Annotated in this window: 23 protein-coding genes and 1 tRNA gene; 8 read left to right on the top strand and 16 right to left on the bottom strand. The window is 68.0% G+C overall.

Annotated elements, in window-relative coordinates; all coding sequences use genetic code 11:
• Positions 1-1,491, bottom strand: coding sequence for an Asp-tRNA(Asn)/Glu-tRNA(Gln) amidotransferase subunit GatA (gene gatA / locus WJ16_RS15775; protein WP_069257851.1), 1,491 nt, complete (start codon positions 1,489-1,491; stop codon positions 1-3).
• A gap of 69 nt (positions 1,492-1,560) precedes the next feature.
• On the bottom strand, positions 1,561-1,860 hold the full coding sequence (gene gatC, locus WJ16_RS15780) for an Asp-tRNA(Asn)/Glu-tRNA(Gln) amidotransferase subunit GatC (protein ID WP_069257852.1): 300 nt from the start codon (positions 1,858-1,860) through the stop codon (positions 1,561-1,563).
• Between the two features lie 367 nt (positions 1,861-2,227).
• On the opposite strand from gatC, the gene WJ16_RS15785 reads away from it, so the two are divergent.
• The 5 genes from WJ16_RS15785 (at position 2,228) to rodA (ending at position 8,532) form a co-directional block, all read left to right on the top strand.
• Entirely contained in the window at positions 2,228-3,271 is a 1,044-nt protein-coding gene (locus tag WJ16_RS15785; protein WP_004189550.1) for a rod shape-determining protein, read from the top strand.
• A 133-nt stretch (positions 3,272-3,404) separates the two neighbouring features.
• The gene (gene mreC / locus WJ16_RS15790; RefSeq protein ID WP_069257853.1) at positions 3,405-4,481 is read left to right on the top strand and encodes a rod shape-determining protein MreC; all 1,077 of its coding nucleotides are present in this window, start codon (positions 3,405-3,407) and stop codon (positions 4,479-4,481) included.
• Positions 4,478-4,990 (top strand): rod shape-determining protein MreD, encoded by a 513-nt coding sequence (mreD, locus tag WJ16_RS15795; protein WP_009687274.1) that lies wholly within the window; start codon positions 4,478-4,480, stop codon positions 4,988-4,990. The genes mreC and mreD overlap by 4 nt, the downstream gene beginning before the upstream one ends.
• Positions 4,991-5,104: 114 nt before the next feature.
• Positions 5,105-7,372: a penicillin-binding protein 2 gene (mrdA, locus tag WJ16_RS15800; RefSeq protein ID WP_069257854.1), complete on the top strand. Its 2,268-nt coding sequence runs from the start codon at positions 5,105-5,107 to the stop codon at positions 7,370-7,372.
• Between the two features lie 11 nt (positions 7,373-7,383).
• Positions 7,384-8,532, top strand: a complete 1,149-nt coding sequence (gene rodA, locus WJ16_RS15805; RefSeq protein WP_039353786.1) for a rod shape-determining protein RodA — start codon at positions 7,384-7,386, stop codon at positions 8,530-8,532.
• A gap of 95 nt (positions 8,533-8,627) precedes the next feature.
• Here the strand turns inward: rodA and WJ16_RS15810 are convergent, their stop codons facing one another.
• From WJ16_RS15810 to def, 14 genes are all read right to left on the bottom strand, one after another.
• Entirely contained in the window at positions 8,628-9,404 is a 777-nt protein-coding gene (locus tag WJ16_RS15810) for a tetratricopeptide repeat protein (protein ID WP_069257855.1), read from the bottom strand.
• Positions 9,401-10,186 (bottom strand): HpcH/HpaI aldolase family protein, encoded by a 786-nt coding sequence (locus tag WJ16_RS15815; protein ID WP_069257856.1) that lies wholly within the window; start codon positions 10,184-10,186, stop codon positions 9,401-9,403. Before WJ16_RS15815 ends, WJ16_RS15810 begins: the two co-directional genes overlap by 4 nt.
• A 311-nt stretch (positions 10,187-10,497) precedes the next feature.
• Entirely contained in the window at positions 10,498-10,950 is a 453-nt protein-coding gene (gene queD, locus WJ16_RS15820) for a 6-carboxytetrahydropterin synthase QueD (protein WP_011353563.1), read from the bottom strand.
• 18 nt (positions 10,951-10,968) lie between these two features.
• A complete protein-coding gene (queE, locus tag WJ16_RS15825) occupies positions 10,969-11,601 on the bottom strand; it encodes a 7-carboxy-7-deazaguanine synthase (RefSeq protein WP_069257857.1) in 633 nt (210 codons plus the stop codon).
• Between the two features lie 76 nt (positions 11,602-11,677).
• Positions 11,678-12,412, bottom strand: a complete 735-nt coding sequence (queC, locus tag WJ16_RS15830) for a 7-cyano-7-deazaguanine synthase QueC (protein WP_069257858.1) — start codon at positions 12,410-12,412, stop codon at positions 11,678-11,680.
• Positions 12,413-12,759: 347 nt separating this feature from the next.
• Positions 12,760-12,835, bottom strand: a tRNA-Phe gene (locus WJ16_RS15835).
• Positions 12,836-12,896: 61 nt separating this feature from the next.
• Positions 12,897-13,598, bottom strand: coding sequence for a response regulator transcription factor EsaR (gene esaR / locus WJ16_RS15840; RefSeq protein ID WP_069257859.1), 702 nt, complete (start codon positions 13,596-13,598; stop codon positions 12,897-12,899).
• Positions 13,599-16,013, bottom strand: coding sequence for a sensor histidine kinase EsaS (gene esaS, locus WJ16_RS15845; protein WP_069257860.1), 2,415 nt, complete (start codon positions 16,011-16,013; stop codon positions 13,599-13,601). It lies immediately after the preceding gene.
• Positions 16,003-16,593 (bottom strand): DUF4390 domain-containing protein, encoded by a 591-nt coding sequence (locus tag WJ16_RS15850; protein WP_069257861.1) that lies wholly within the window; start codon positions 16,591-16,593, stop codon positions 16,003-16,005. Before WJ16_RS15850 ends, esaS begins: the two co-directional genes overlap by 11 nt.
• On the bottom strand, positions 16,590-17,981 hold the full coding sequence (gene rsmB / locus WJ16_RS15855; RefSeq protein ID WP_069257862.1) for a 16S rRNA (cytosine(967)-C(5))-methyltransferase RsmB: 1,392 nt from the start codon (positions 17,979-17,981) through the stop codon (positions 16,590-16,592). The genes WJ16_RS15850 and rsmB overlap by 4 nt, the downstream gene beginning before the upstream one ends.
• A 234-nt stretch (positions 17,982-18,215) precedes the next feature.
• Positions 18,216-19,073 carry a zinc metalloprotease HtpX gene (htpX, locus tag WJ16_RS15860; RefSeq protein ID WP_006485774.1) on the bottom strand — a complete coding sequence of 286 codons (858 nt, stop codon included), beginning with the start codon at positions 19,071-19,073 and terminating at the stop codon, positions 18,216-18,218.
• 100 nt (positions 19,074-19,173) lie between these two features.
• Entirely contained in the window at positions 19,174-19,809 is a 636-nt protein-coding gene (locus WJ16_RS15865; protein WP_069257863.1) for a LysE family translocator, read from the bottom strand.
• 120 nt (positions 19,810-19,929) lie between these two features.
• Positions 19,930-20,913: a methionyl-tRNA formyltransferase gene (gene fmt, locus WJ16_RS15870; RefSeq protein WP_069257864.1), complete on the bottom strand. Its 984-nt coding sequence runs from the start codon at positions 20,911-20,913 to the stop codon at positions 19,930-19,932.
• A gap of 34 nt (positions 20,914-20,947) precedes the next feature.
• Positions 20,948-21,451, bottom strand: a complete 504-nt coding sequence (def, locus tag WJ16_RS15875; protein ID WP_069257865.1) for a peptide deformylase — start codon at positions 21,449-21,451, stop codon at positions 20,948-20,950.
• Between the two features lie 185 nt (positions 21,452-21,636).
• On the opposite strand from def, the gene dprA reads away from it, so the two are divergent.
• The 3 genes from dprA to WJ16_RS15890 all read left to right on the top strand — a co-directional run bounded on the left by dprA (position 21,637) and on the right by WJ16_RS15890 (position 26,229).
• Positions 21,637-23,022, top strand: a complete 1,386-nt coding sequence (gene dprA, locus WJ16_RS15880) for a DNA-processing protein DprA (RefSeq protein WP_236858162.1) — start codon at positions 21,637-21,639, stop codon at positions 23,020-23,022.
• Between the two features lie 36 nt (positions 23,023-23,058).
• Positions 23,059-23,439 carry a thioredoxin family protein gene (locus WJ16_RS15885; RefSeq protein ID WP_069257867.1) on the top strand — a complete coding sequence of 127 codons (381 nt, stop codon included), beginning with the start codon at positions 23,059-23,061 and terminating at the stop codon, positions 23,437-23,439.
• Positions 23,440-23,631: 192 nt separating this feature from the next.
• A complete protein-coding gene (locus tag WJ16_RS15890) occupies positions 23,632-26,229 on the top strand; it encodes a DNA topoisomerase III (RefSeq protein WP_069257868.1) in 2,598 nt (865 codons plus the stop codon).
• Positions 26,230-26,261: the final 32 nt, after the last annotated feature.

Consider the following 26,261-nt stretch of genomic DNA (forward strand, 5'->3'; position numbering starts at 1 on the left):
TTACACCCCCGCCGGAACTTGCTTGTGCCAGCCGGTCGCGCGCTGGAACGCGTCGGCGACCTGCAGCATCCGGGCTTCGTTGAAATAGTTGCCGATGATCTGCAGGCCGACCGGGCGCTTCGCGTTCGCGCCCGCGCCGAAGCCGCACGGCACGCTCATGCCGGGCAGGCCGGCAAGGCTCACCGACAGCGTGTAGATGTCCGCGAGATACATCTGCACCGGATCGTCGCCCTTCGAGCCGAGATCCCATGCGACCGTCGGCGACGCCGGGCCCATGATCACGTCGCACGACTTGAACGCTTCCTGGAAATCGTTGGCGATGATGCGGCGGATCTTCTGCGCCTGCAGGTAGTACGCGTCGTAGTAGCCGTGCGACAGCACGTACGTGCCGACCAGAATGCGGCGCTTCACCTCGGGGCCGAAGCCTTCCGCGCGCGACTTCTTGTACATGTCGAGCAGGTCGCCGTACTGCGCGGCACGGTGGCCGAAGCGCACGCCGTCGAAACGCGACAGGTTCGACGACGCTTCGGCCGGCGCGATCACGTAGTACACGGGGATCGACAGTTCCGTCTTCGGCAGCGACACCGGCACGAGCGTCGCACCGAGCGCTTCGTATTGCTTGAGCGCCGCGTCGATGGCCGCGCGCACGTCGTCGGCGAGACCGTCGCCGAAATACTCGTTCGGCAGGCCGATGCGCAGGCCGGCGAGCGGCTTGCCCGCATCGTTGCCGGCCGCCCACGGCTGGCCGATATGACGCGTGAAATCCTCGTCGTCGCGCTCGAGGCTCGTCGAGTCGCGCTCGTCGAAGCCGGCCATCGCGTTCAGCAGCAGCGCGCAGTCGGACGCGCTCTGCGCCATCGGGCCGCCCTGGTCGAGCGACGACGCGAACGCGATCATCCCGTAGCGCGACACGCGGCCGTAGGTCGGCTTGATGCCCGTCACGCCCGCGAACGACGCGGGCTGGCGGATCGACCCGCCGGTGTCGGTGCCGGTCGCGGCCGGTGCAAGGCGCGCGGCGACGGCGGCCGAGCTGCCGCCCGAGCTGCCGCCCGGCACCGCGTTCGTGTCCCACGGGTTCTTCACCGCGCCGAACGCCGAATTCTCGTTCGACGAGCCCATCGCGAACTCGTCCATGTTGGTCTTGCCGAGCGTGACCATGCCGGCCGCCTGCAGGCGGGCGACGACGGTCGCGTCGAACGGGCTCTCGTAGTTCGCGAGCATCTTCGAGCCGGCGGTCGAGCGCCAGCCGCGCGTGACGAACACGTCCTTGTGCGCGATCGGCAGGCCGGTGAGCGCCCCGCCCGCGCCGCGCGCGAGCGCCGCGTCGGCCGCTTTCGCCTGCGCGAGCGTCAGGTCGGCATCGACGTGGACGAACGCGTTCAGGTCGCTGGCCGCTTCGATCCGTTTCAAATAGAGCTGCGCGAGCTCGACGGCCGAGCATTCCTTGGCGGCGAGCGCGGCGCGCAGTTCGGTCAGGCTTTTTGCGTGCATTGAGTGGTTTTCCTGGGAATTCTGGGTGGCGCGCGGCGCGAAGGCGGCGGCGCGCTTGTCATCGAATGCTTACTCGATCACCTTCGGCACGAGATAGAGGCCGTCCTGGACGGCCGGCGCCGGGCGCTGGTTGTCGTCGCGATGGACGACTTCCGTCACGGCGTCGTCGCGCAGGCGCTGCGCGACTTCCTGGATCTGTTCGATCGGGTGGGCGAGCGGCGCGATGCCGGCGGTGTCGACCGCCTGCATCTGCTCGACGAGGCCGAAGAGATCATTGAGCTGGCCGAGCATGTGCTCGGCGTCGGCGTCGGCCATTTCGAGTCGCGCCAGGTGCGCGATGCGTTTCACATCGGTCAGGGTCAGGGCCATGCGATCACCGGAAAAACAAGGCTGCGCAGCGCATCGGATACAGCGCTGCGGCGGGGGGTTGGAGGGTGCGATCCCACCCTCAAAAATCGGGGCCGAAGCGGCAAAAATACCGCCCGTTTCGATTCAAATACCGTGAAATTATAAGGTATCATTACGCGTTCGACCCAAACCCGGCAGCCTTTTCCCGCACCGTTTCGCCCCGCTTCGGCAAGCCGTGCGTGCTTCGTGCGATCCCCGGTAGACATCACTCGCAGCTTCGTGCGCCGCGGCGGCCGCTTCCGCCACGCTTCCCGAGGCTGTTATTTTTTCCGCTGCCGCCCTCAGCGTTCGCTATGCAGGGCCGGCCCAGAGCGAAACAGGATTCTGAATGTTCGGTTTTTTGCGCAGCTACTTCTCCAACGATCTCGCGATCGACCTCGGCACCGCAAACACCCTGATCTACATGCGCGGCAAGGGCATCGTGCTCGATGAGCCGTCCGTCGTGTCGATCCGCCAGGAAGGCGGGCCCAACGGCAAGAAGACGATCCAGGCAGTCGGCAAGGAAGCCAAGCAGATGCTCGGCAAGGTGCCGGGCAACATCGAGGCGATCCGCCCGATGAAGGACGGCGTGATCGCCGACTTCACCGTCACCGAGCAGATGATCAAGCAGTTCATCAAGACGGCCCACGAGTCGCGCATGTTCTCGCCGTCGCCGCGCATCATCATCTGCGTGCCGTGCGGCTCGACCCAGGTCGAGCGCCGCGCGATCAAGGAAGCCGCCCACGGCGCCGGCGCGTCGCAGGTCTACCTGATCGAAGAGCCGATGGCGGCCGCGATCGGCGCGGGCCTGCCGGTGTCGGAAGCCACCGGCTCGATGGTCGTCGACATCGGTGGCGGCACGACCGAAGTCGGCGTGATCTCGCTCGGCGGCATCGTGTACAAGGGTTCGGTGCGCGTCGGCGGCGACAAGTTCGACGAGGCGATCGTCAACTACATCCGCCGCAACTACGGGATGCTGATCGGCGAGCAGACCGCCGAAGCGATCAAGAAGGAAATCGGCTCCGCGTTCCCGGGCTCCGAAGTCAAGGAAATGGAAGTGAAGGGCCGCAACCTGTCGGAAGGCATCCCGCGCAGCTTCACGATCTCCAGCAACGAAATCCTCGAAGCGCTGACCGATCCGCTGAACCAGATCGTGTCGTCGGTGAAGATCGCGCTCGAACAGACGCCGCCGGAACTCGGCGCCGACATCGCCGAACGCGGGATGATGCTGACGGGCGGCGGCGCGCTGCTGCGCGACCTCGATCGTCTGCTCGCGGAAGAAACCGGCCTGCCGGTGCTCGTCGCGGAAGATCCGCTCACCTGCGTCGTGCGCGGTTCGGGCATGGCGCTCGAGCGCATGGACAAGCTGGGCAGCATCTTCTCGTACGAGTGATCGTCTAGGAAAAGCAGTCCCGTTTGATATGACGCACCCGCGGCGTGGCCGGATCGCTCGTTCAGAACGAACCGCCACGCCGTTTGCGCGTCTGAGCATTATTTAACCGATCGCCACGCGCCCGGCGCCGACCATGGAATACAGTCCGCCGCCCCTCTTCAAGCAAGGTCCGCCCGCGCTCGCGCGGCTCATCTTCTTTGTTGCCCTCGCCATCGCGCTCCTCGTGTCGGACGCGCGCTTCAACACGCTCGAAATCGCGCGCGGCGTGCTCGGCACCGTGCTCTATCCGCTGCAGCGCGCCGCGCTCGTGCCGCGCGACCTGTTCATGGGCGCGGCCGACATCGCGGTCACCGGCGCGTCGCTGCGCCACGAGAACGACGACCTGCGCAAGCGCAACCTGCAACTGTCCACGCAGGCCAACCAGGCCGCCGTGCTCGCGCAGGAGAACGCGCATCTGCGCGCGGTGCTCGAGCTGCGCCAGCACATCGCGACGCAGTCGACGCCGGTCGAGATCCAGTACGACACCAGCGATCCGTTCACGCAGAAGATCGTGATCGGCCAGGGGTCGCAGCAGGGCATCCAGGACGGCGCGCCCGTCGTCAGCGAGGACGGCGTGGTCGGCCAGGTCACGCGCGTCTTCCCGCTGCAGTCCGAAGTCACGCTGGTCACCGACCGCGATCTCGCGATTCCCGTGCAGGTGCTGCGCACCGGCCTGCGCAGCGTGATCTACGGCACGCCGAAGGGCGACTCGCTCGACCTGCGCTTCGTGCCGACCAGCGCGGATCTCGTCGTCGGCGACGAGCTCGTCACGAGCGGCCTCGACGGCGTCTATCCGCCCGGGCTGCCGGTCGCGAAGGTCGTGCGCGTCGACAAGCTCGCCGATACGGCGTTCGCGCGCGTGACCTGCGCACCGGTCGCCGCCGTGCGCGGCGCGCGCCAGATGCTCGTGCTGCACTACCAGAACGACGTCCCGCCGCGCCCGGCCGAGCCCGATCCGGCCGCCGACAAGAACGCGAAGGGCAAGAAAGGCGCGAAAGCCGCCGCGAAGGGCGAAAAAGCCGAGAAGGGTGACAAGGCCGACGCGAACGCGAAGCCGGCCGCCGCGGCCCAGCCCGGCGCGAAACCCGCGGCTGCGGCGCCGGCCGCGCCGGCCAAGCCCGCCGCCACGCCCGCGAAACCTGCGGCCGGCCAATCAGGAGCCCAGCGATGAATCGCCCGCAATACATCCTGCAGCCGGTCAATCCGTACTTCATCGTCTTCAGCCTCGCCGCCGCGTTCCTGCTGAACCTGATGCCGTGGGGCCGCCTGCCCGGCGTGCCCGACTTCGTCGCGCTCGTGCTGCTGTTCTGGAACATCCACCAGCCGCGCAAGGTCGGGATGGGCGTCGCGTTCGCGCTCGGCATCCTGATGGACGTGCATGACGCGGGGCTGCTCGGCGAGCACGCACTCGCCTACACGCTGCTGTCGTACGGCGCGATCACGATCCATCGCCGCGTGCTGTGGATGCCGATCGGCGTGCAGGTGCTGTACGTCACGCCGCTGCTGGTCGTCGCGCAGCTCGTGCCGTTCGTGATCCGCCTCGTGATGGGCGCCGCGTTCCCCGGCTGGCGCTACCTGGTAGACGGCTTCGTCGAAGCCGCGCTGTGGCCGATCGCGAGCCATCTGCTGCTGATGCCGCAACGCCGTCCGGTCGATCCGGACGATACGCGCCCGATCTGAGCGAAGAGCCCGCCTTGAATACCCGCCGCCTCCCCGCCCGCCGCGCGCCGCGCTCCGGGGCGGCACCTCGCCCGCACCCGCACGTCGTGCGCGGGCCAGACTGCACCTGACCGCATGACCGAATTCAACGACACCCAACAGCAGCTCTCGAAGTTCCGCCTGCGCGTCGCGGCGGCGGGCGTGTTCGTGTTCGTCTGCTTCGGGCTGCTCGCGAGCCGCTTTTTCTACCTGCAGTTGATGCAGCACGGCAAATACGCGCTGCAGGCCGAGGAAAACCGGATCTCGGTCGCGCCGATCGTGCCGAACCGCGGGATCATCACCGACCGCAACGGCGTGATCCTCGCGAAGAACTACTCGGCGTACACGCTCGAGATCACGCCGTCGAAGCTCGACGACACGCTCGACAACACGATCGACAAGCTGTCCGAGATCGTCCCGATCGACGCACGCGACCGCCGCCGCTTCAAGAAGCTGCAGGAAGACTCGAAGAACTTCGAGAGCCTGCCGATCCGCACGCGGCTCACCGACGCGGAAGTCGCGCGCTTCACCGCGCAGCGTTTCCGCTTCCCCGGCGTCGACGTGCGCGCACGGCTGTTCCGGCAATATCCGCTCGGCACGACGGCCGCGCACGTGATCGGCTACATCGGCCGGATCTCGAAGCGCGACCAGGATCGCATCGATTCGATGAGCGACGACAACGACAGCGACCCGGAAAACTACGATCCGCGCCGCGACGCGAACAACTACAAGGGCACCGACTACATCGGCAAGATCGGCGTCGAGCAGAGCTACGAGACCGAGCTGCATGGGCTGACGGGCTTCGAGGAAGTCGAGGTGACGGCCGGCGGCCGGCCGGTGCGCACGCTGTCGCGCACGCAGGCGACGCCCGGCAACAACCTCGTGCTGTCGCTCGACATCGGGCTGCAGCAGGTCGCCGAGCAGGCGTTCGCCGGCAAGCGCGGCGCGCTCGTCGCGATCGAGCCGAAGACGGGCGACGTGCTCGCGTTCGTGTCGTCGCCGAGCTTCGACCCGAATTCGTTCGTCGACGGCATCGACCAGCAGACCTGGGACGAGCTGAACAACTCGACCGACAAGCCGCTGCTGAACCGTCCGCTGCACGGCACCTACCCGCCCGGCTCGACGTACAAGCCGTTCATGGCGCTCGCCGGCCTGACGCTCGGCAAGCGCACGCCGGGCTGGGGCTTCCAGGATCCCGGCTACTTCACGTTCGGCGGCCACACGTTCCGCAACGACGTGCGCTCGGGCCAGGGCTGGGTCGACATGAACAAGGCGATCATGGTGTCGAACGACACCTACTTCTACATGCTCGCGCGCGACCTCGGCGTGAACGCGATCGCGAACTTCATGAAGCCGTTCGGCTTCGGCCAGATCACCGGGATCGACATCCAGGGCGAGGCGCGCGGGATCCTGCCGTCGACCGACTGGAAGAAGAAGGCGTTCAAGAAGGCCGCGCAGCAGAAGTGGTTCGACGGCGAGACGATCAGCCTAGGGATCGGCCAGGGCTACAACTCGTTCACGATCCTGCAGCTCGCGCACGCGACCGCGACGCTCGCGAACAACGGCGTCGTGATGAAGCCCCACCTCGTGAAGGAGGTCGAGGATCCGATCACGCGTGGGCGCCGCCTGACCGTGCCGAAGGAAAGCGAAACGATCCCGCTCAAGCAGGCCGACATCGACGTCGTGAAGCGCGGGATGGAGAACGTGATCGAGAACCCGTCCGGCACCGCGTACAAGGTGTTCCGCGGCGCGCCGTACCTCGCCGCCGGCAAGACCGGTACCGCGCAGGTGTTCTCGCTGCAGGGCTCCAACTACAAGGGCCACCTGCTCGCCGAGCACCTGCGCGACCACGCGCTGTTCATCGCGTATGCGCCGGTCGACCATCCGCAGATCGCCGTCGCACTGGTCGTCGAAAACGGCGGCTGGGGCGCGCAGGCCGCCGGCCCGATCGCGCGCCGCGTGCTCGACTTCTATCTCGTCGACCGCCAGAACCCGCAGAACGAGGCCGCTGCCGTGGCCGCCGCGGCGTCGGCGACCGAACCCGTCAACGCGCCGGTGATCGGTGACGCGAACAAGCCCGCCGCCGTCGCGGCCGGCTTCACCGCGCTGCCGCAGCCGGTCGTGCCGACCGCGGCCAGCGCGGCGGAAGCGGCATCGGCCGCGGCGGCCTCCGATGCGTCGGCTGCCGCCGCGCCGCCCGCCAGCGCCGCAGCGCCGATGGCCGCGAGCCTGCCGCCGATCCGGCGCCCGCACCGGCCGCGCCGCCCCGCCGGCGACACGCAGCCGCTCGTCGCCGCGCCGCGCGACGACAACCACCGTGCGACGGCCCCCGCGAAGGCGGCGGACGCCGGCACCGCTCATTAACGGAGAAAGGCATGCAATTCGACAAGCGCGCCTGGCTCGACAAGATCAAGCAGATGTTCGCGGGTTTCGACCGCCCGCTCGCCCTCATCGTGTTCCTGCTGCTGTGCGTCGGCATCGTCACGCTGTACAGCGCGGCGATCGACATGCCGGGCCGTGTCGAGGACCAGTTGCGCAACATCCTGCTGACGTTCGTGCTGATGTGGGTGATCGCCAACATCCCGCCGACGACGCTGATGCGCTTCGCGGTCCCGCTCTATACGTTCGGGGTCGCGCTACTGGTCGCGGTCGCGCTGTTCGGGATGACCAAGAAGGGCGCGAAGCGCTGGCTGAACGTCGGCGTCGTGATCCAGCCGTCGGAAATCCTCAAGATCGCGACACCGCTGATGCTCGCGTGGTACTACCAGCGCCGCGAAGGCGGGCTGCGCTGGTACGACTTCATCGCCGCGTTCGGGATCCTGCTGGTGCCGGTCGGGCTGATCGCGAAGCAGCCCGACCTCGGCACGGGCCTGCTCGTGTTCGCGGCCGGCTTCTTCGTGATCTACCTCGCCGGCCTGTCGTTCAAGCTGATCGTGCCGGTGCTCGTCGCGGGCGTGATCGCGGTCGGCTCGATCGCCGTGTTCGAAGAGCGCATCTGCCAGCCGGAAGTGCAGTGGCCGCTGATGCACGATTACCAGAAGCACCGCGTGTGCACGCTGCTCGACCCGACGTCCGACCCGCTCGGCAAGGGCTTCCACACGATCCAGGCCGTGATCGCGATCGGCTCGGGCGGCGTGCTCGGCAAGGGCTACCTGAAAGGCACGCAGGCGCACCTCGAATTCATTCCGGAGAAGCACACCGACTTCATCTTCGCGGTGTTCTCCGAGGAATGGGGGCTCGTCGGCGGGCTCGTGCTGCTGACGCTGTACATGGCGCTGATCGCGCGCGGGCTCTATATCGCCGCACAGGGCGCGACGCTGTTCGGCCGCCTGCTCGCGGGCTCGCTCACGCTCGCGTTCTTCGTCTATGCGTTCGTCAACATCGGGATGGTGAGCGGCGTGCTGCCGGTCGTCGGCGTGCCGCTGCCGTTCATGAGTTACGGCGGCACCGCGCTCACGACGCTCGGCATTGCGATCGGGATGATCATGAGCGTCGGGCGGCAGCGGCGGCTGATGAAGAGCTGACCGCGACATGCACCGCACCACGAGAAACGGCGCCCCGGCGCCGTTTTTTGCGACCGCGCATGCCGGACGCGGCCGCGCGGCGCGACGGGCGTCGCTCACTGTGGCGGTGCGTGCGACCCGCCCGGCGCCGCGCCGGCGCCCGACGCCGGCCCCTGCGCCTTCAGCCGCGCGCTCAGTTCCTTGAATTTCAGCCCGGCCGTCTCGTCGCCCTGGGCGGCGGCCGCCGCGTAATACGCGCGCGCGATGTTCAGGTTCTGCGTGACGCCGTCGCCACCGCGCTCGTAGAACGACGCGGTCACGTACTGCGCGGTCGGCTCGCCCGCGTCGGCGGCCTGCTTGTACCACGTGAACGCCTGCCGGTTGTCGCGCGGCGTGCCGCGCCCGTCGAGGAACTGGTTCGCGAGCGACAGCTCGGCCTGCACGTGCCCCTGCCTGGCCGCCCGCAGAAACCAGCGATGGGCTTCGGCCGGATTGCGCGCGACGAACTCGCCGTCGTCGAGCATCCGGCCATACACGTACTGCGCATGCGACATGTTCGCGTCGGCCGCGCGCCTCAGCCAGCGCAGCCCTTCGTCGACGTTCGCCGTCACGCCTTCGCCCGTCAGCAGCATCATCGCGTAGTTGAATTGCGCGAGACGGTCGCCGCGCTCGGCCGCGTCGTGGAACTGCACCAGCGCCGCGCGATAGTCGCCGGCGTTGTAATCGGCGACCGCCGCTTGCGTCTCGCGCGACGGATCGGGCTTCGCCTGCGGCGCGCCCTGCGCGGCCGCCGCGAGACACACCCACCACAACCCGAGCATCGCGCCCACCCGCCCGCGCACCCGGCCCCCACCCTGCGCCCGCCCGCGGCGTACGCCGTCGCCACCGTTCATGATCGTACCTCCTGCAGCGCCTGCCGCGTCGCGCGCAACAGCCAGCTCACGTCGGCCGACAACGTGATCATCCGGTAGCCGGCCTCGCGATACTGGCGCGCGGCCGCCGTATCGCCCGCGAAGATGCCGACCGCGACGCCGGCCTGCCTGCCGGCCGCGAGCACGCGCGCCATTGCGGTTTCGACGTCCGGATGACGGATGTCGCCGAGATGCCCGAGACTCGCCGCGAGATCGGCCGGCCCGACGAACAGGCAGTCGACACCGGGCAATGCCGCGATCCGCTCGACTTCGTCGACGGCGCGCGCCGATTCGATCTGCACGATCACCGCGACCTGCGCATTCGCCGTCTGCAGGTAGTCGCGGCGCATCCCGAATGCCGCCGCGCGCACCATCCCCGCGACGCCGCGCAGCCCGTCCGGCGAGTCGGGCGACGGAAAACGCGTGAGCCGCACCGCATGCGCGGCCTCGTCGGGCGTCTCGATACACGGGAACATCAGCGTGCGCGCACCGGCGTCGAGCGCGCGCTTCACGAGCCACGGCTCGCGCGCCGGCACGCGCACGACGGGTTCGCTCGGCAGACGGGCGGCGGCGATCGCGCGCAGTTGCGATGCAACATCGCGGCTGTCGTTCGGTGCGTGCTCCATGTCGATGCACAGCCAGTCGTAGCCGGCATGCGCGAGCGCTTCCGCGGCCGAGTCGCAGCCGAGCGACAGCCACAGTCCGTACAGCGGCTCGTCGCCGTCGTGCAGGCGTTGCTTGAGGGAATTGGTGAGCGTGCTCATCGATACGGCCTCCGGGACGGAACGGCAATCGAACGGGACAAGCAACGGCGAAGCGGAGCGCGACACGCCACGCGGCGAAGCACGGCGGCGCCAGGAGCGGGCCCTGGAACCTTGGTCGGCCATGGGCGGCCGATCTGACAACACGCGACGCACGACGGCGCGCAGCCGCGATTTTCGGCGCCACGCAACGATCATAGCGCGGCGTTACGCGGAATGTGGAAACGGCTGGGAGGGCGAAGGCGGGACGAAGCCGCGGCGGGTGCGGCGTCAGGCAGCCCGCGCCGGCTGGCGGGGCTGCCGGGAAGGCGGGATCAGCGGCCGGGCTGGCGCTCGACGTCGGCCCAGCAGTTCGGCGTTTCGTACAGGCGCACGCGCTCGAGCCGCAGGTTCACGCCGTAGTGCGCGTCGTACACGTTCGCGAGGATGTCGAACGCGATCGCCGCGAGGTTCTCGACGGTCGGAATCCGGTCGATCACGACCGTCTTGTGGTCGGCCATCTGCTCGAGGAACGAGCGCACGACGTCGTCGCGCGCGTAGACGAGGAACGCGTGGTCCCACTTGCCGACCAGATGCTCCATCGCGAGCGCCTTCACGTCGGCGAAATCCATCACCATGCCGCGGTCGGGCGCCCCCTCGGTATCGACGAGATCGCCGCGCAGCGTGACTTCGAGCACGTAGCGATGGCCGTGCAGGTTGCGGCACTGGCTGCGGTGATCGGGAATGCGGTGGCCCGCGTCGAATTCGAGTTTTCGGGTAATCAGCACGATGTCAAAAGCCGGGGCTCAGGGAATGTTCAGATATTTGTGGGTCTGCATCGACAGCCGCCACTGCGGATGACGCTTGCACCAGTCGATCGCGAGCTTCGTATTGAGGTCGCGCGACGGGCCGTCCATCGGCTGGACGAGGAAATACTCGAAGTCGAGCTTCGCGTAGTCGGCCAACCGCTGGTTGTCCTGCGGGATCACGACCTTCAGTTCGTTGCCCTTCGTGACGACGAGCGGCGCATCGGCCTTCGGGCTCACGCAGATCCAGTCGATCGATTCGAGCACCGGCAGCGAGCCGTTGGTCTCGATCGCGATCTCGAAGCCGGCCGCGTGCAGCGCGTCGACGAGCGGCTGGTCGAGCTGCAGCATCGGCTCGCCGCCCGTGCAGACGACGAAACGGTGCGCCTCGCCGTCCGGCCACAGGCCGGCGATCGTCGCGACGAGCGCGGCGGCATCTTTGAACTTGCCGCCGTTCTCGCCGTCGGTGCCGACGAAGTCCGTATCGCAGAAGCGGCACACGGCCTCCGCCCGATCCTCTTCGCGGCCCGACCACAGATTGCAGCCGGCGAACCGGCAGAACACGGCCGGCCGGCCCGCGTTCGCGCCCTCGCCCTGCAACGTGTAGAAAATTTCCTTGACCGCGTAAGTCATCGTCCTTCGTCCGGCTCGCGCCGCTCGTTGTCGATCAGAATCCGTTATTCATCAAGCGCTGCCGGCGCGCCGTGCATCACAGCGGCGCTTCGGTCACCCGCTCGCCCTTCAGGTAGGCCTCGTAGCCGCGCTTGCGCAGCTTGCAGGCCGGGCATTCGCCGCAGCCGAAGCCCCAGTCGTGCAGCTCCGCACGCTCGCCCACGTAGCACGTGTGCGTCTCGACGCGAATCAGTTCGACGAGCGCTTCGCCGCCGAGCTGTTCGGCGAGCTGCCAGGTTTGTGCCTTGTCGAGCCACATCAGCGGCGTCTCGAGCACGATGCGCGTGTCCATCCCGAGGTTCAGCGCGACCTGCAGCGCCTTCATCGTGTCGTCGCGACAATCGGGGTAGCCCGAGAAATCGGTCTCGCACATCCCGCCGACCAGCACGCGCAGCCCGCGGCGATAGGCGATCGCCGCGGCGATCGTCATGAACATCAAGTTGCGGCCCGGCACGAACGTGTTCGGCAGACCGTTCGCCGCCGTCTCGATCTCGATCGTGCGCGTCATCGCGGTATCGCTGATCGCGCCGAGCACCGACAGGTCGATCATGTGATCGTCGCCGAGCCGGTCCGACCACGCGGGAAACTTGCGCTTCAGCGCGTCGCGCACGCCTTCGCGACACTCGAGTTCGACGCGATGGCGCTGGCCGTAATCGAAGCCGAGCGTCTCGACCGTCTGGTAGCGCTCGAGGGCCCATGCCACGCACGTGGCCGAATCCTGGCCGCCGGAAAACAACACGAGCGCGCCGTCTTTAGCGTCTGTCCGAATCACCGTGATACTCCGTGAATGTGTAGGCTCGCGTCGCGCTGCGCCCCAAGGCCGGCTGCCGCCGGGCGGCCCGACGCGGCCGGCCTGCGCCGGCTCGACCAGTATAGGCAGCGCGGCTGGCCGCGAACGCGGCGGCGCGCTTATACCGCCCATCGCGCGGCATCGTTGCCGCGCGCCACGGCGGCGCCACGCTGGCAGCCTGCCGTGCGCATGAAGCGATGCGCTAAGTTATTGAGCGGACACGGATTTTAGCATGCCCTCTCGAACGCTGCCGGGCATGCCGCCGATCACGCGAACCCCACCACAAACGAAAAACCCCAAGAACCTTCCGATTCTTGGGGTTTTAATTCTGGTGGCCTGGGACGGAATCGAACCATCGACACGCGGATTTTCAATCCGCTGCTCTACCAACTGAGCTACCGGGCCAACGAAGAAGAGAAAGTATATCGGCCCCTCTTCACTTGCGCAAGCACTTTCGCAAAAAATTTTATACGGCACCTTCGGGAGGTTTCTTGCCGAGCTCGACGCCGAGCTGTTTGAGCTTGCGATACAGGTGCGTGCGCTCGAGGCCCGTCTTCTCCGCGACGCGCGTCATGCTGCCGTTTTCGCGTGCGAGGTGATATTCGAAGTACGCGCGCTCGAATGCATCGCGCGCTTCGCGCAACGGGATGTCGAACGGGATCGCCGCCGTCTGGCCCGCGAGGCCGAGTGCCGCAGCCATGTCGTCGCCGAGCGTCGGCAGCGCGGCCGCGGACGCCACCGCCGACGGCCCCGCCGCCTGCCCTGCGCCGGCCTTGGCCGCCGCGTTCGCGGACACGGGCGCGGCGCCCCGCGCGAGCCCGTGCTCGACGGACTTCAACAGCTTCTGCAGCGCGATCGGCTTCTCGAGGAAATCGAGCGCACCGATCTTCGTGGCCTCGACGGCCGTGTCGATCGTCGCGTGCCCGGACATCATGATCACGGGCATCGTCAGCAGCCCCTGCGCCGCCCATTCCTTGAGCAACGTCACGCCGTCGGTATCGGGCATCCAGATATCGAGCAGCACGAGGTCGGGCGCCTGATTCAACCGGTACTCCCGCGCGGCCTGCGCATTTTCCGCCGCCTCGACGACATGTCCTTCGTCGCTGAGGATCTCCGAGAGCAATTCCCGGATGCCCATTTCATCATCTACCACCAGGATGGTTGCCATTTACGCTGCCTTTGTCTGCTCACTTGCTTTTGTCTTGGCGGGGGCCGTCCCGTCCTGCGCGCCCGGTTCGGCGCCTGGCGCATCGCTCGCCATCTGCAGGAACAGGATCGACACCTGCGCCCCCTCGACGGTCTCACCGTGCATGCGATTGCGCAGATCGATCCGCGCACCGTGCTCATCGACGATTTTCTTGACCGTGGCCAACCCCAGCCCTGTGCCCTTCGCCTTCGTCGTCACGTAAGGCTCGAACGCGCGGGTCAGGATGCGTGCCGGAAAGCCGGGCCCGTTGTCGGACACGGTAAGACGTACCGCGACGCGCGTTCTGCCCTCGGCGTCGGGATCGCCATATTCTACTGTCTTGGTTTCGATCAACACACGCGGATGCGCGGACTCCGCAACCGAATCCTGCGCATTCTGCAGCAGGTTGTGAATCACCTGGCGCAGTTGCGTCGCGTCGCCGCGTATCACCGGCAGCGCCGGCGCGAGCTCGGCGACGATCGCGCTCTTGCCTTCGCCGACACCGTACAGCCCGAGCACCTCGCTCGCCAGGTCGTTCAACTGCAGGTTCGCGAGCACGGCCGGCGGCGTGCGCGCGTATTCGCGGAAGTCGTCGACCATCCGCTTCATCGCGGCCACCTGGTTGACGATCATCGTCGCGCCGCGCTTGAGCACATCGGCGTCGGGCGGCGCGAGCTTGTCGGAGAGCTTCATCTGCAGCCGCTCCGCCGACAACTGAATCGGCGTCAGCGGATTCTTGATCTCGTGCGCGAGCCGGCGCGCGACCTCGCCCCACGCGACCGAACGCTGCGCTGAAATCACGTCGGAGATGTCGTCGAACACGACGACGTAACCGGACGTCTGCGGATCGTCGGCCTGCCCTTCGACCGTCGACACGAGACGCGTGCCGCGCACGAGCAAGGTCAGCGGCTCGGTTTCGCCCGGCATTTCGATCGCGAACTGCTGCTGCCAGTGGCCGCGATCGCCGCTGCCGCCGTCGGACGCGGCCTCGCGATCGGCGAACGCCTTGCGCACCATCGCACCGAACCCGGCGGCCACGCCGATCTGGTCGAGCGTCGTGCCGATCAGCGTATTGAACGGCTGCCGGAAGATCCGCTCGGCGCCGCGATTGGCCGTGGTCAGCCGGAACTGGCGATCGAGCACGAACACGCCGGCCGTCAGGTTCGCGAGGATGCTCTCGAGGTACGTCTTCGAGTGCTCGAGCGCGATGCGGTTCTTCTCGACCGCGAGCCGCGCCTCGGACAACTGGCGCGTCATCGCGTTGAACGACTGCGTGAGGAAGCCGAGCTCGTCGCGCGTCTTGATTTCGCGCTTCGGCGTGTAGTCGCCTTCCGTGATCTCCTTCGTCCCCTGCGCGAGCAGGAACAGCGGCCGCGCGAGCTGCTGGCCGAGCGCGAGCGCGAGCATCATCGCGATGAAGGTCGCGAGGAACAGCGCGAGCGTCAGCGTGCCGATGTACATCTTGCGCAGCCCCGTGCGGCCGAGCGCCTTTTCCTGGTACTCGCGATACGCGCGCTGCACCGCGTCCGCGTTGTGGGCAAGCGTGGGCGGCACCGGCTGCGTGAGCTGCAGGAAGCGTTCGGCCGGCTGCAGCAGTGACGTCGTCGCATCGGGAATCGGCCGCACGACGCGCAGCCGCAGCGCCCCTTTCGCGCCGTGCGCGCGCGGGTCGCCGTCGACTTCGCCCTCGATCGCCGCATACGCGCCGTGTTCGCGCGCCTGGTTCAGCATCAGCGGCGTCGGCAGGTCGTCCGGAATCAGCGCCGCGAAATTGCCCGACGCCTGCGCGACGATGTGCAGGTCGGGCGCCGCGCCCGAGCCGCCGCGGCTCGGCTCGACGATCGTCGCGTCCTGCACGCCGAACTGGTCGCGCAGCCGCAGCAGCGTGAGCGTCGTGCCGTTCGTGTTCGCGTCGACGCTCGCGAGCTGGTCGGACATTAGCCGCGCCTTCGTCTGCAGATCGGACAGCGACGCATCGAGCATCCCGCGGCCGAGGTTCAGGCCGGCCGTCAGCGCCGTCTCGACGTTCACGTCGAACCACGACTCGATACTGCGCGACACGAACTGGTACGACACGATGTAAATGATCCCGCCCGGCACCACGCCGACAAGCGCGAAGAACACCGCGAGCTTCGCGAGCAGCCGCGTGCCGAACTTGCCCTTGCGCAAGCGCACGACGATCATCCCGATCAGCCCGAGCACCACGAGCAGGAACACGAGCGCGACGACGATGTTCGTCGCGTACAGCCACGAGTAGTAGCGATCGAAGAATTCGGTATTCGCGCTCGCGGCCGCTAGCAGCACGAGCAGCAGCAGCGCGGTGAGCGCGACGGTCGAGACGATCACGCGAACGAGGAGGCTCTTCCCGCTGGCCGCGCGGCGCACTTTATTTAGCACGTTCGGTCACCGTGAAGTTGAAGCGCTTCCAGTCCGACCCGAGCGTCCAGTCGCGGTTGTTCACCGCGTCGACCTGGAACGGTTTCGGCATCAGCGCGGTATCGAGCTGCATCCGCACCGACGCCGTGTAGGTTTCACCGGCGCGTACCTGGTTGCGGTCGATCACGTGCCACGACGTGATGTGCCGGATGACCGCGAGCGCATCCTTCAGCGACGGGAAGCCGAGCTGCAGGCCGCCGGTCGATACGCGGTACTCGCGCGTGAGCGGCTGGAACGACAGGCGGATCGTCTGCGTCACCGCCACCGGCTGCTCGTCGAACCAGTACCAGCGCGCGCGGCTCAGTTCGAAGTCGGTCGTGAAATAAAGCGGGATGCCCTTGTTGACGGCATCCTCGAGGCTCGGGTTCAGTTCGAAATCGAAGCGGGCGTCGAGACTCCAGCCGCTTCCGTCGGCCTGGAGCGACGCGCGCTGTACGGCGATCGACTCGGCATGCGCCGGCCGGACGACAGCCAGGCACAGCGCCAGCGCGACCATCAGGACGGCCGCGAGCCGAAGTGGAAAAAGGTGTTTGATCGTCACCGTTTCTGAAACCGCGCGTAGAAAAATCCGTCGTGATCGGTGTTCTGGTCGAGCGCGCCGGCGGCCGCTCCTCCCTGCACTCCGCCCGGCAGCAGCTGGCCGGGGGCGTCCAATCGTACCGCATCTTCACAGGCCGCTTCAAACCAGCGGGCCTGCAATTCGCCTTCTTCGGGGAAGACCGAACAGGTCACGTAAAGCAGTTCGCCGCCCGGCTTCACGAGCGGCCACAACGCCGACAGGATGCGACGCTGCTCCGCGACGAGCGCCGGGATGTCGGCCTCGCGGCGCAGCCAGCGGATGTCGGGATGCCGGCGCACGATGCCGGACGCCGAGCACGGCACGTCCGCGAGGATGCGGTCGAACGGGCGCCCGTCGTACCACGCGTCGGGCGCACCCGCATCGCCGACACGCACGTCCGCCTCCAGCGACAGCCGCACGAGATTCTCGCCGATGCGCGCCGCGCGTGCGGCGTCGCTTTCGAGCGCAACGACTTCCACGTCGGCCAGTTCGAGAATATGGCCGGTCTTGCCGCCGGGCGCCGCGCAGGCGTCCAGCACGCGCATGCCGTCGCGCGCGCCGAGCCATTCGGCCGCGAGCTGCGCGCCGGCGTCCTGCACCGACACGACGCCCTCGGCGAATCCCGGGATGCGATCGACCGGCAGCGCCGACGCGAGCCGCACCGCATGCCGGCCGATCGCGGCTGCATCGATCCCGCTTGCGCGCAACGTTTCGAGATACGCGTCGACGCTCGCGCGACGCGCGTTCACACGCAACGTCAGCGGCCCCTGGCGCTCACCGGCCGCGAGGATCGCCTGCCATGCGTCGGGCCAGGTGCGCCGCACCGAATCGACCCACCACGCGCGGTAGTTCCAGCGCGCGACCGGATCGTCCTGCATCGCCGCGACGAGCGCGTCGCGCTCGCGCAGGAAACGGCGCAGCACCGCGTTGACCATCCCCTTCGCGAACGCGTATTCGCGGCGTGCGCCGATCACGGTCACGGCCTGGTCGACCACCGTGAACGCCGGATAGGCGGCGACGTCCGCCGGGTCGAGCAGCAGCGCGAGCGCGCCGGCCAGAACGGCGTGCACGTGGGCGGGCGGCGCCTTGCTGACAAGTTTGCCGATCAGCCAGTCCGCGCTGCCGAGGCGGCGCATCGTCCGGTAGGCGACGTCCTGCGTCGCCCCGCGCGCGAGTGCCTGCGCACCGGGCACCATGTGCGCGAATACCGCCGAAAGCGCCGCCGGCAGCGCGGTGCCGCGCCGCACCGCGTCGACCGCCTGCGCGGCCGCATCGAGTGCGAAGCCGAGCGATTCGGGCGCGAGATGCAGCGCGGACAGGCGCGCCGTGCGGCCGGAAGTAGACGGAGCGGTAGAACGGGTTCGTGTCATCGGAGCAAATTGGGCAAACAAGCGCGCGGCAAACGGGTACGGCAAACCAGCGCGGCAGACGGCGGAATCGCGGCGACCACGGGCCCGGCGATCCCAAACCGGGCATTGTAGCGTGCGACGCCGCAGCCCCTTTGGCCCCTTTACGGCGCGCACAAATGAAACACCCCGCAGCGCGAAGCGTGCGGGGTGGCGTGGCGGCGCCCGGCGGCCAACTGCCGCACGGTATGCCGCGGCTTAATCGAAACGGCCCGTTCGCGCCATCTCCATCAGGCGCGCGATGCGCTCCTCGGTGGCCGGGTGCGTCGAGAACAGATTCTGCAGGCCGCCGCCGTGCAGCGGGTTCATGATCATCATCTGCGCGGTGGCCGGATGCGCTTCGGCTGCCTGGAACGGGATGCCCGCCGCATAGCGATGGATCTTGTCGAGCGCGGTCGCGAGCGACTGCGGATCGCCGGAAATCTGCGCGCCGCCGCGGTCGGCCTCGAATTCGCGTGCCCGCGAAATCGCCATCTGAATCAACGCGCCGGCGATCGGCGCGAGCAGCGCGACCGCGATACCCGCGATCGGGTTGGCCGGCCGGCCGTTCTCGTCGCGCCCGCCGAAGAACATCGCGAAGTTCGCGAGTGCCGAGATCGCACCCGCCATCGTCGCGGTGATCGTCGAGATCAGGATGTCGCGGTGCTTCACGTGCGCGAGTTCGTGCGCCATCACGCCGCGCATCTCGCGCTCGGACAGCACGCGCAGGATGCCCGTGGTCGCGGCGACCGCCGCGTGCTCGGGGTTGCGGCCCGTGGCGAACGCGTTCGGCGCATCCTCGTTGATCAGGTACACGCGCGGCATCGGCAGGTTCGCGCGCGTCGCCAGCTCGCGCACCATCCGGTAGAACTGCGGCGCCGTGTTCTCGTCGACTTCCTGCGCGTTGTACATGCGCAGCACCATCTTGTCCGAGAACCAGTACGAGAAGAAATTCATGCCGAGCGCGAACAGCAGCGCGATCGTCATGCCGCGCGAGCCGCCGATCATCCCGCCGATCACGATGAACAGGGCCGTGATCGCGGCCATCAGCATCGCCGTTTTGACCCAATTGAACATACCCACTCCTTATCCGTCAGGGGACCCGCCGCGCATCACAGCACGCGACGGAAAATTGTAAGTGATTTGTTAGATAAGGTCTTGCCGGAAAAATTCAATCTCAGCGTTGCGATGCGGCAAGACGCAGGCCAAGGCCGACGAACGCACTGCCGACCGTGCGGTCGAGCCACTTCTTGACACCCGGCTTGCCGGAAAAGCGCTCCGTGACGCTGCCCGCGACCCACGCGACGAGGCTCGTCCATACCGTGCTCATCGCGACGAACACGCCGCCGAGGGCCAGGAACGCCCATGCCTTGTGCGGGCTGTCGGCCGACACGAACTGCGGGAAGAACGACACGAAGAACAGCACGACCTTCGGGTTCAGCACGTTGGTCCAGAAACCCTGCATGAACAGCTGGCGCAGCGGCTTCGCGGCCTGCGCGGCCGCCGTGCCCGACGGCTCGGCCGCCTGCTTCGCGACGATCATCCGCACGCCGAGGTAGATCAGGTAGGCGGCGCCGACCAGCTTGATCACCGTAAACGCGGTGGCGGACGCCGCCAGCAGCGCGGTCAGGCCGAACGCGCACGCGAGCGCATGGACGCAGCAGCCGGTCGAAATGCCGAACGCCGACATCAGCCCCGCGCCGCGGCCCTGCGCGACGCTGCGGCCGACGATGTACGCCGTATCGGGGCCGGGCGTGATGTTCAGCAGAAAAACCGCGAACACGAAGAAGCCGAAATGGGTGATGCCGAACATGAAAACCTCGAAATCGGAGAGCGCCAGGAAATTCTACGCGCGCCTGCCGCGCCGTGCGACTCGGCCATCCGGCCAGTTGTGCCCGGCCGGCAGACCGTGTGGAATGGCAGTCAGGCCGTGTCAGTCAAGGTCGGGCAGCGCGAAACGCTGGCCCGCGGCCAGCGGCGAACCGGCCAGGAATTCGCGGGCGGGCAGCCGCTTGCCGCCCGGTTTCTGCAGCTGCGTGACGCGCAGCGCGCCGCTGCCGCAGGCGACGACCACGCCTTCCGGCGCGGCTTCGACGATCGTGCCGGGCGCCGCGTCGCCGCGCGCCGCCACGGGCTCGGCCACCCACAGCTTGATCGCCGCGCCGTCGAGCGTCGCGACGCCGCCCGGGAACGGATCGAACGCCCGCACCTGGCGCGCGAGCACGTCGGCCGGCTTGCGCCAGTCGAGCGCCGCTTCGTGCTTGCCGATCTTTTCCGCATAGGTCACGCCGTCGGCCGGCTGCGGCGTCGCCGGCAGTGCGCCGTCGCGCTCGAGCCGCACGAGCGCATCGACGATCAGGCGCGCGCCTTCGGCAGCGAGCCGGTCGTGCAGCGTCGCGGTCGTGTCGTCGGGGGCGATCGCGACGCGCGCTTCCTCGATCATCGCACCGGTGTCGAGGCCGATGTCCATCTGCATCAGCGTGACGCCCGTCTCGGCGTCACCGGCCTCGATCGCGCGGTGGATCGGCGCGGCGCCGCGCCAGCGCGGCAGCAGCGACGCATGAATGTTGATGCAGCCGGCGCGCGGAATGTCGAGCACTTCCTGCGGCAGCAGCAGCCCGTATGCGGCGACCACCATCACGTCGTGCGGCGTCGTGCGCAGCAGCTCGATCGCGTCGGCCGCTTCCGCCGGGTACTTGCCCGCGCGGCGCAGCGACGGTGGCTGCGCGACGGGCATCCCGTGCTCGACCGCGTAGCGCTTCACCGCGCTCGCGTGCAGTTTCATCCCGCGCCCGGCTGGGCGGTCGGGCTGGGTGAGCACGAGCGGCACCGGAAAACCGGCCTCGTGGATCGCGGCGAGGGCGGCCGCGGCGAATTCCGGCGTGCCGGCAAAAACTACGCGCAACGTATGGGTCATGACAGCGTTCGGGGTCGGGCTGGGCGAACGCGCGTCACATCGCGCGTTCGAGTTTCTTCATCTTCGTCTTGATGCGCGTCTGCTTGAGCGGCGACAGGTATTCGACGAACACGCGCCCCATCAGATGATCCATCTCGTGCTGCACGCACACGGCCAGCAGCCCCTCGCAGTCGAGCTCGAAGGATTCGCCCTGCTCGTTGAGCGCGCGCACGCGCACGTGGTCGGGACGCTCGACTTCGTCGTAGATGCCGGGCACCGACAGGCAGCCCTCTTCATAGACCTGCTTCGCATCGCTCGACCACACGATCTCGGGGTTGATGAACGCGCGCAGCTCGTTCTTTTCCTCGGAGACGTCGATCACGATCACGCGCTCGTGCACGTCGACCTGCGTGGCCGCCAGGCCGATGCCGGGCGCCGCGTACATGGTCTCGGCCATGTCGGCGACGAGCTTGCGGATGCGGTCGTCGACCTTGTCGACGGGCTTCGCGACCTTGTGCAGCCGCTTGTCGGGGTAATGAAGAATATTGAGTAAAGCCATGGTGTTCGGTATTCGGTGTAGCGGCGTGCCGCATCGGCCATCCGGCCAGCTGGCGGTGCCGCCGGGATGCAATGAAGATGAGGCGGACGCGCGGCGAATCAATGCCGCGGATCACGCCTCCTGCAATTGGCCGGGCGCCTGCGCGCACGGCCCTGTCGAGTATTTCGGATGATGAAAATTTTATCATGGCGCCACGCGCTCCGCTGGCCGCCGCATTCGAGGGCCGCCTCGTGTCGCCGCAAGCGCTGACCGCCTCCGCCGTGCGCGCGTGGCTGCAGCTCGCGCATGCGCCCGGCCTGCCCCCCGCCGTGCTGCAGGCGCTGCTTGATGCGTTCGGCTCGCCGGACGCGCTGCTGCGCGCGTCCGCCCCGGCCATCGCCGCCGTCACCAGCCCCGCCGCCGCGCTGGCCGTACGCGCGAGCGAGCGCGGCGATCTCGACGCGCGTACCGATGCCGCCCTCGCGTGGCTCGACGCGCCGGGCAACGCGCTCGTCACGCTCGACGATCCGGCCTATCCGCCGCGGCTGCGCGACCTGCACGATCCACCGCCGCTGCTATATGTAAAGGGCCGGCTCGACCTGCTGCACGCGCGCGGTCTCGCCGTGGTCGGCAGCCGTCATGCGACGCCGCAGGGGCTCGCCGACGCAACGCGCTTGGCACGCGAGCTGTCCGACGCCGGGCTTCCGATCATATCGGGCCTCGCGCTCGGAATCGACGGCGCCGCGCACCGCGGCGGGCTCGACGGCCGCTCGGGCACGATCGCGGTCATCGCGACCGGCGCCGATCTCGTCTATCCGGCGCGGCACCGCGCGCTCGCCCACGAAATCGCCGCACATGGCGCCATCGTGTCGGAATGGCCGCTCGGCACGCCGGCCCGCGCCGCGTACTTCCCGCAGCGCAACCGGCTGATCGCCGCGCTCGCGATCGGCGTGCTCGTCGTCGAGGCCGCGCCGCGCTCCGGCTCGCTGATCACCGCGCGGCTCGCGAACGAGCTCGGGCGCGACGTGTTCGCGATGCCGGGCTCGATCCACGCGCCGCTTGCGCAGGGCTGCCACGCGCTGATCCGCGACGGCGCGAAGCTCACGGCCACGCCGCTCGACGTGCTCGACGAATACGGGCTGGGCGAACCGAAAGGCGGCGCGGCGGCCACGAGCGCCGGCGACCTCCGCGAATCCGAAGCCGCCGCCCCGCGTGCCGCTGCCGCTGCCGCTGCCGGTGCCGGTGCCGGTGCCGGTGCCGGTGCCGCTGCCGCTGCCGCTGCCGGCGTCGTGCGGGCTGACAGCACCGCTGCGGGCACCGCGCCCGCTCGCGACGATGCCTCGTCGCCGTCGCCCGCCCACCCGCTGCCCGACAGCCCGTCCGAACAGGCCCTGCTTGCCGCATTGGGATACGGCCCCGTCACCTATGAATGGCTCGCCGAGCACAGCGGCCTGTCCGACGACGTGCTGCACCGCGCGCTGCTTGCCCTGGAACTGGCCGGCCGCGTCGCCAGCCTTCCCGGCGGACGCTTCGCGCGGCTTGACGCGGCGCGCACCCCGCCCGTGCATGGCGTGCTACATTTCCCCGCATAGGAGCGGCCACGCCGCCGACGCAATCCAAGGAAACCCATGCCCGCGCTGAATCTCGACACCGATGCGGATCGGATCGCCGAGCGCCTCGCCGATCCCGGCACGTTGCTCGTCGCCTGCCTGTGCGCCGAGTGGTGCGGCACGTGCCGCGACTACCGGACGGCCTTCGACCAGCTCGCCGACGCGCATCCGGACGCCTGCTTCGCCTGGATCGACATCGAAACGCATGCCGACCAGCTCGACGACCTCGACGTCGAGAACTTCCCGACGATCCTGATCGAAGATTCCCATACCGCGCGCTTCTTCGGCACGGTGCTGCCGCATGCGGCGATCGTCGAGCGGATGCTGTCCGACCTGAGCGCGGTACCCGGCGCGCCGCACGCCCCGAAATTGCGCAACGTCCTGGCCGTCGAAGCCTGAATTCGCGGGCCGGCCCGGTGATTTGGCGTGCGTTTGCACGCGCCGCCGCGCCGGGCGCTTGCCGCCGTTGCGCCCCCCCTCTATGATGAGCCGCTTTTTACACGCTGGGCCGCCGTCGCTTCGGCGTGTGCTATAAAGCGGTCGTAAAAGGGACCCACACCGGCGAACCCGGTCTACCAACACACACCTGTCATGTCCAAAGCACTGATCATTGCGGAAAAGCCTTCTGTCGCGAACGACATCGCACGCGCTTTGGGCGGCTTTACCAAGCATGACGAGTATTACGAGAGCGACGATTTCGTCCTTTCGTCCGCTGTCGGCCACCTGCTGGAAATCGCCGCCCCGGAAGAATACGAGGTCAAGCGCGGGAAATGGAGCTTCGCGCATCTGCCCGTCATCCCCCCGCATTTCGACCTGAACCCGATCGCAAAAAGCGAGTCGCGCCTGAAAGTGCTCACGAAGCTGATGAAGCGCAAGGACGTCGACCGCCTGATCAACGCATGTGACGCGGGGCGCGAGGGCGAACTGATTTTCCGCCTGATCGCGCAGCACGCGAAAGCGAAGCAGCCGGTCCAGCGCCTGTGGCTGCAGTCGATGACTCCGCAGGCGATCCGCGACGGTTTCGCGAACCTGCGCAGCGACACCGACATGCAGCCGCTCGCCGACGCCGCCCGCTGCCGCTCGGAGGCCGACTGGCTCGTCGGGATCAACGGCACCCGCGCGATGACCGCGTTCAACAGCAAGGGCGGCGGCTTCTTCCTGACGACGGTTGGCCGCGTTCAGACGCCAACGTTGTCGATCGTCGTCGAACGTGAAGAGAAAATCCGCCGCTTCGTCCCGCGCGACTACTGGGAAGTGAAGGCCGAATTCGCGTGCGCGGGCGGCTTCTACGAAGGCAAGTGGTTCGACCCGAAATTCAAGCGCGACGAATTCGATCCGGAAAAGCGCGACTCGCGCCTGTGGAGCCTGCCGGCTGCCGAAACGATCGTCGCCGCGTGCCGCGACCAGGTCGGTACGGTCTCGGAGGAATCGAAGCCGTCGACGCAACTGTCGCCGCTGCTGTTCGACCTGACGAGCCTGCAGCGCGAAGCGAACAGCCGCTTCGGCTTCTCCGCGAAGAACACGCTCGGTCTCGCGCAGGCGCTGTATGAAAAGCACAAGGTGCTGACCTACCCGCGTACCGACGCGCGCGCGCTGCCGGAGGATTACCTGGCGACGGTGCAGTCCACGCTCGAGATGCTCAAGGAGAGCCACAACTACCTGCCGCATGCGAAGCAGGTGCTCGACAAGGGCTGGGTGAAGCCGAACAAGCGGATCTTCGACAACTCGAAAATCAGCGACCACTTTGCAATCATCCCGACGCTGCAGGCGCCGAAGTCGCTGTCCGAGCCGGAGCAGAAGCTGTACGACATGGTCGTGAAGCGCTTCCTTGCGGTGTTCTTCCCGGCTGCCGAATTCCGCGTCACGACGCGAATCACCGAAGTCGCCGGTCATCACTTCAAGACCGAAGGCAAGGTGCTCGTCGAGCCGGGCTGGCTGCAGGTGTACGGCCGCGACGCCGAAGGCGCGGATGCGAACCTCGTGCCGGTGCAGAAGAACGAGAAGGTGAAGACCGACGAGATCGCCGCCGTCGCGCTCGTCACGAAGCCGCCCGCACGCTACTCGGAAGCGACGCTGCTGTCCGCGATGGAAGGCGCGGGCAAGCTCGTCGAGGACGACGAACTGCGCGAGGCGATGGCCGCGAAGGGCCTCGGCACGCCGGCCACGCGCGCGGCGATCATCGAAGGCCTGCTCGGCGAGAAATACCTGGTGCGCGAAGGCCGCGAACTGATCCCGACCGCGAAGGCATTCCAGTTGATGACGCTGCTGCGCGGGCTCGGCGTGAAGGAACTCACCGCGCCCGAGCTCACCGGCGAATGGGAATACAAGCTGTCGCAGATGGAGCGCGGCAACCTCGGGCGCGAAGCGTTCATGCAGGAAATCGCCCGCATGACGCAGCAGATCGTCAAGCGCGCGAAGGAATACGATTCCGACACGATCCCCGGCGATTACGCGACGCTCGAGACGCCGTGCCCGAACTGCGGCGGCCAGGTGAAGGAAAACTACCGCCGCTTCGCGTGCACGAAGTGCGAGTTCTCGATCTCGAAGATCCCGGGCAGCCGGCAGTTCGAGATCGCGGAAGTCGAGGAGCTGCTGCGGGAGAAGACGATCGGCCCGCTGTCCGGCTTCCGCAGCAAGATGGGCCGCCCGTTCTCGGCGATCCTCAAGCTGTCGTTCGACGACGAGACGAAGAACTACAAGCTCGAATTCGATTTCGGCCAGGATACGGGCGGCGAGGAAGGCGAGGCGCCCGACTTCTCCGCGCAGGAGCCGGTCGGCGCGTGCCCGAAGTGCAAGGGCCGCGTGTTCGAGCACGGGATGAGCTACGTCTGCGAGCACTCGGTCGCGAACCCGAAGACCTGCGACTTCCGCTCGGGCAAGGTGATCCTGCAGCAGGAAATCACGCGCGAACAGATGGGCAAGCTGCTTGCCGACGGCCGCACGGATCTGCTGCCGAACTTCAAGTCGTCGCGGACGGGCCGCAACTTCAAGGCATTCCTCGTCAAGCAGCCGGACGGCAAGATCGGCTTCGAATTCGAGAAGAAGGAGCCGAAGGCCGCCGCCGCGAAGAAGACGGCGAAATCGGCGACGAAGGATACGGAAACCGTGACGGAAGGCGCCGAAGAGAAACCGGCACCGGCTCGCAAGACTGCCGCCCGCAAGACGACGGCGCGCAAGACGGGCTCGTAACGCTCCGGCAGCCGGGGTTCTCCCCGGCCACG

This window comes from Burkholderia metallica, assembly GCF_001718555.1.
Lineage (GTDB): Bacteria > Pseudomonadota > Gammaproteobacteria > Burkholderiales > Burkholderiaceae > Burkholderia > Burkholderia metallica.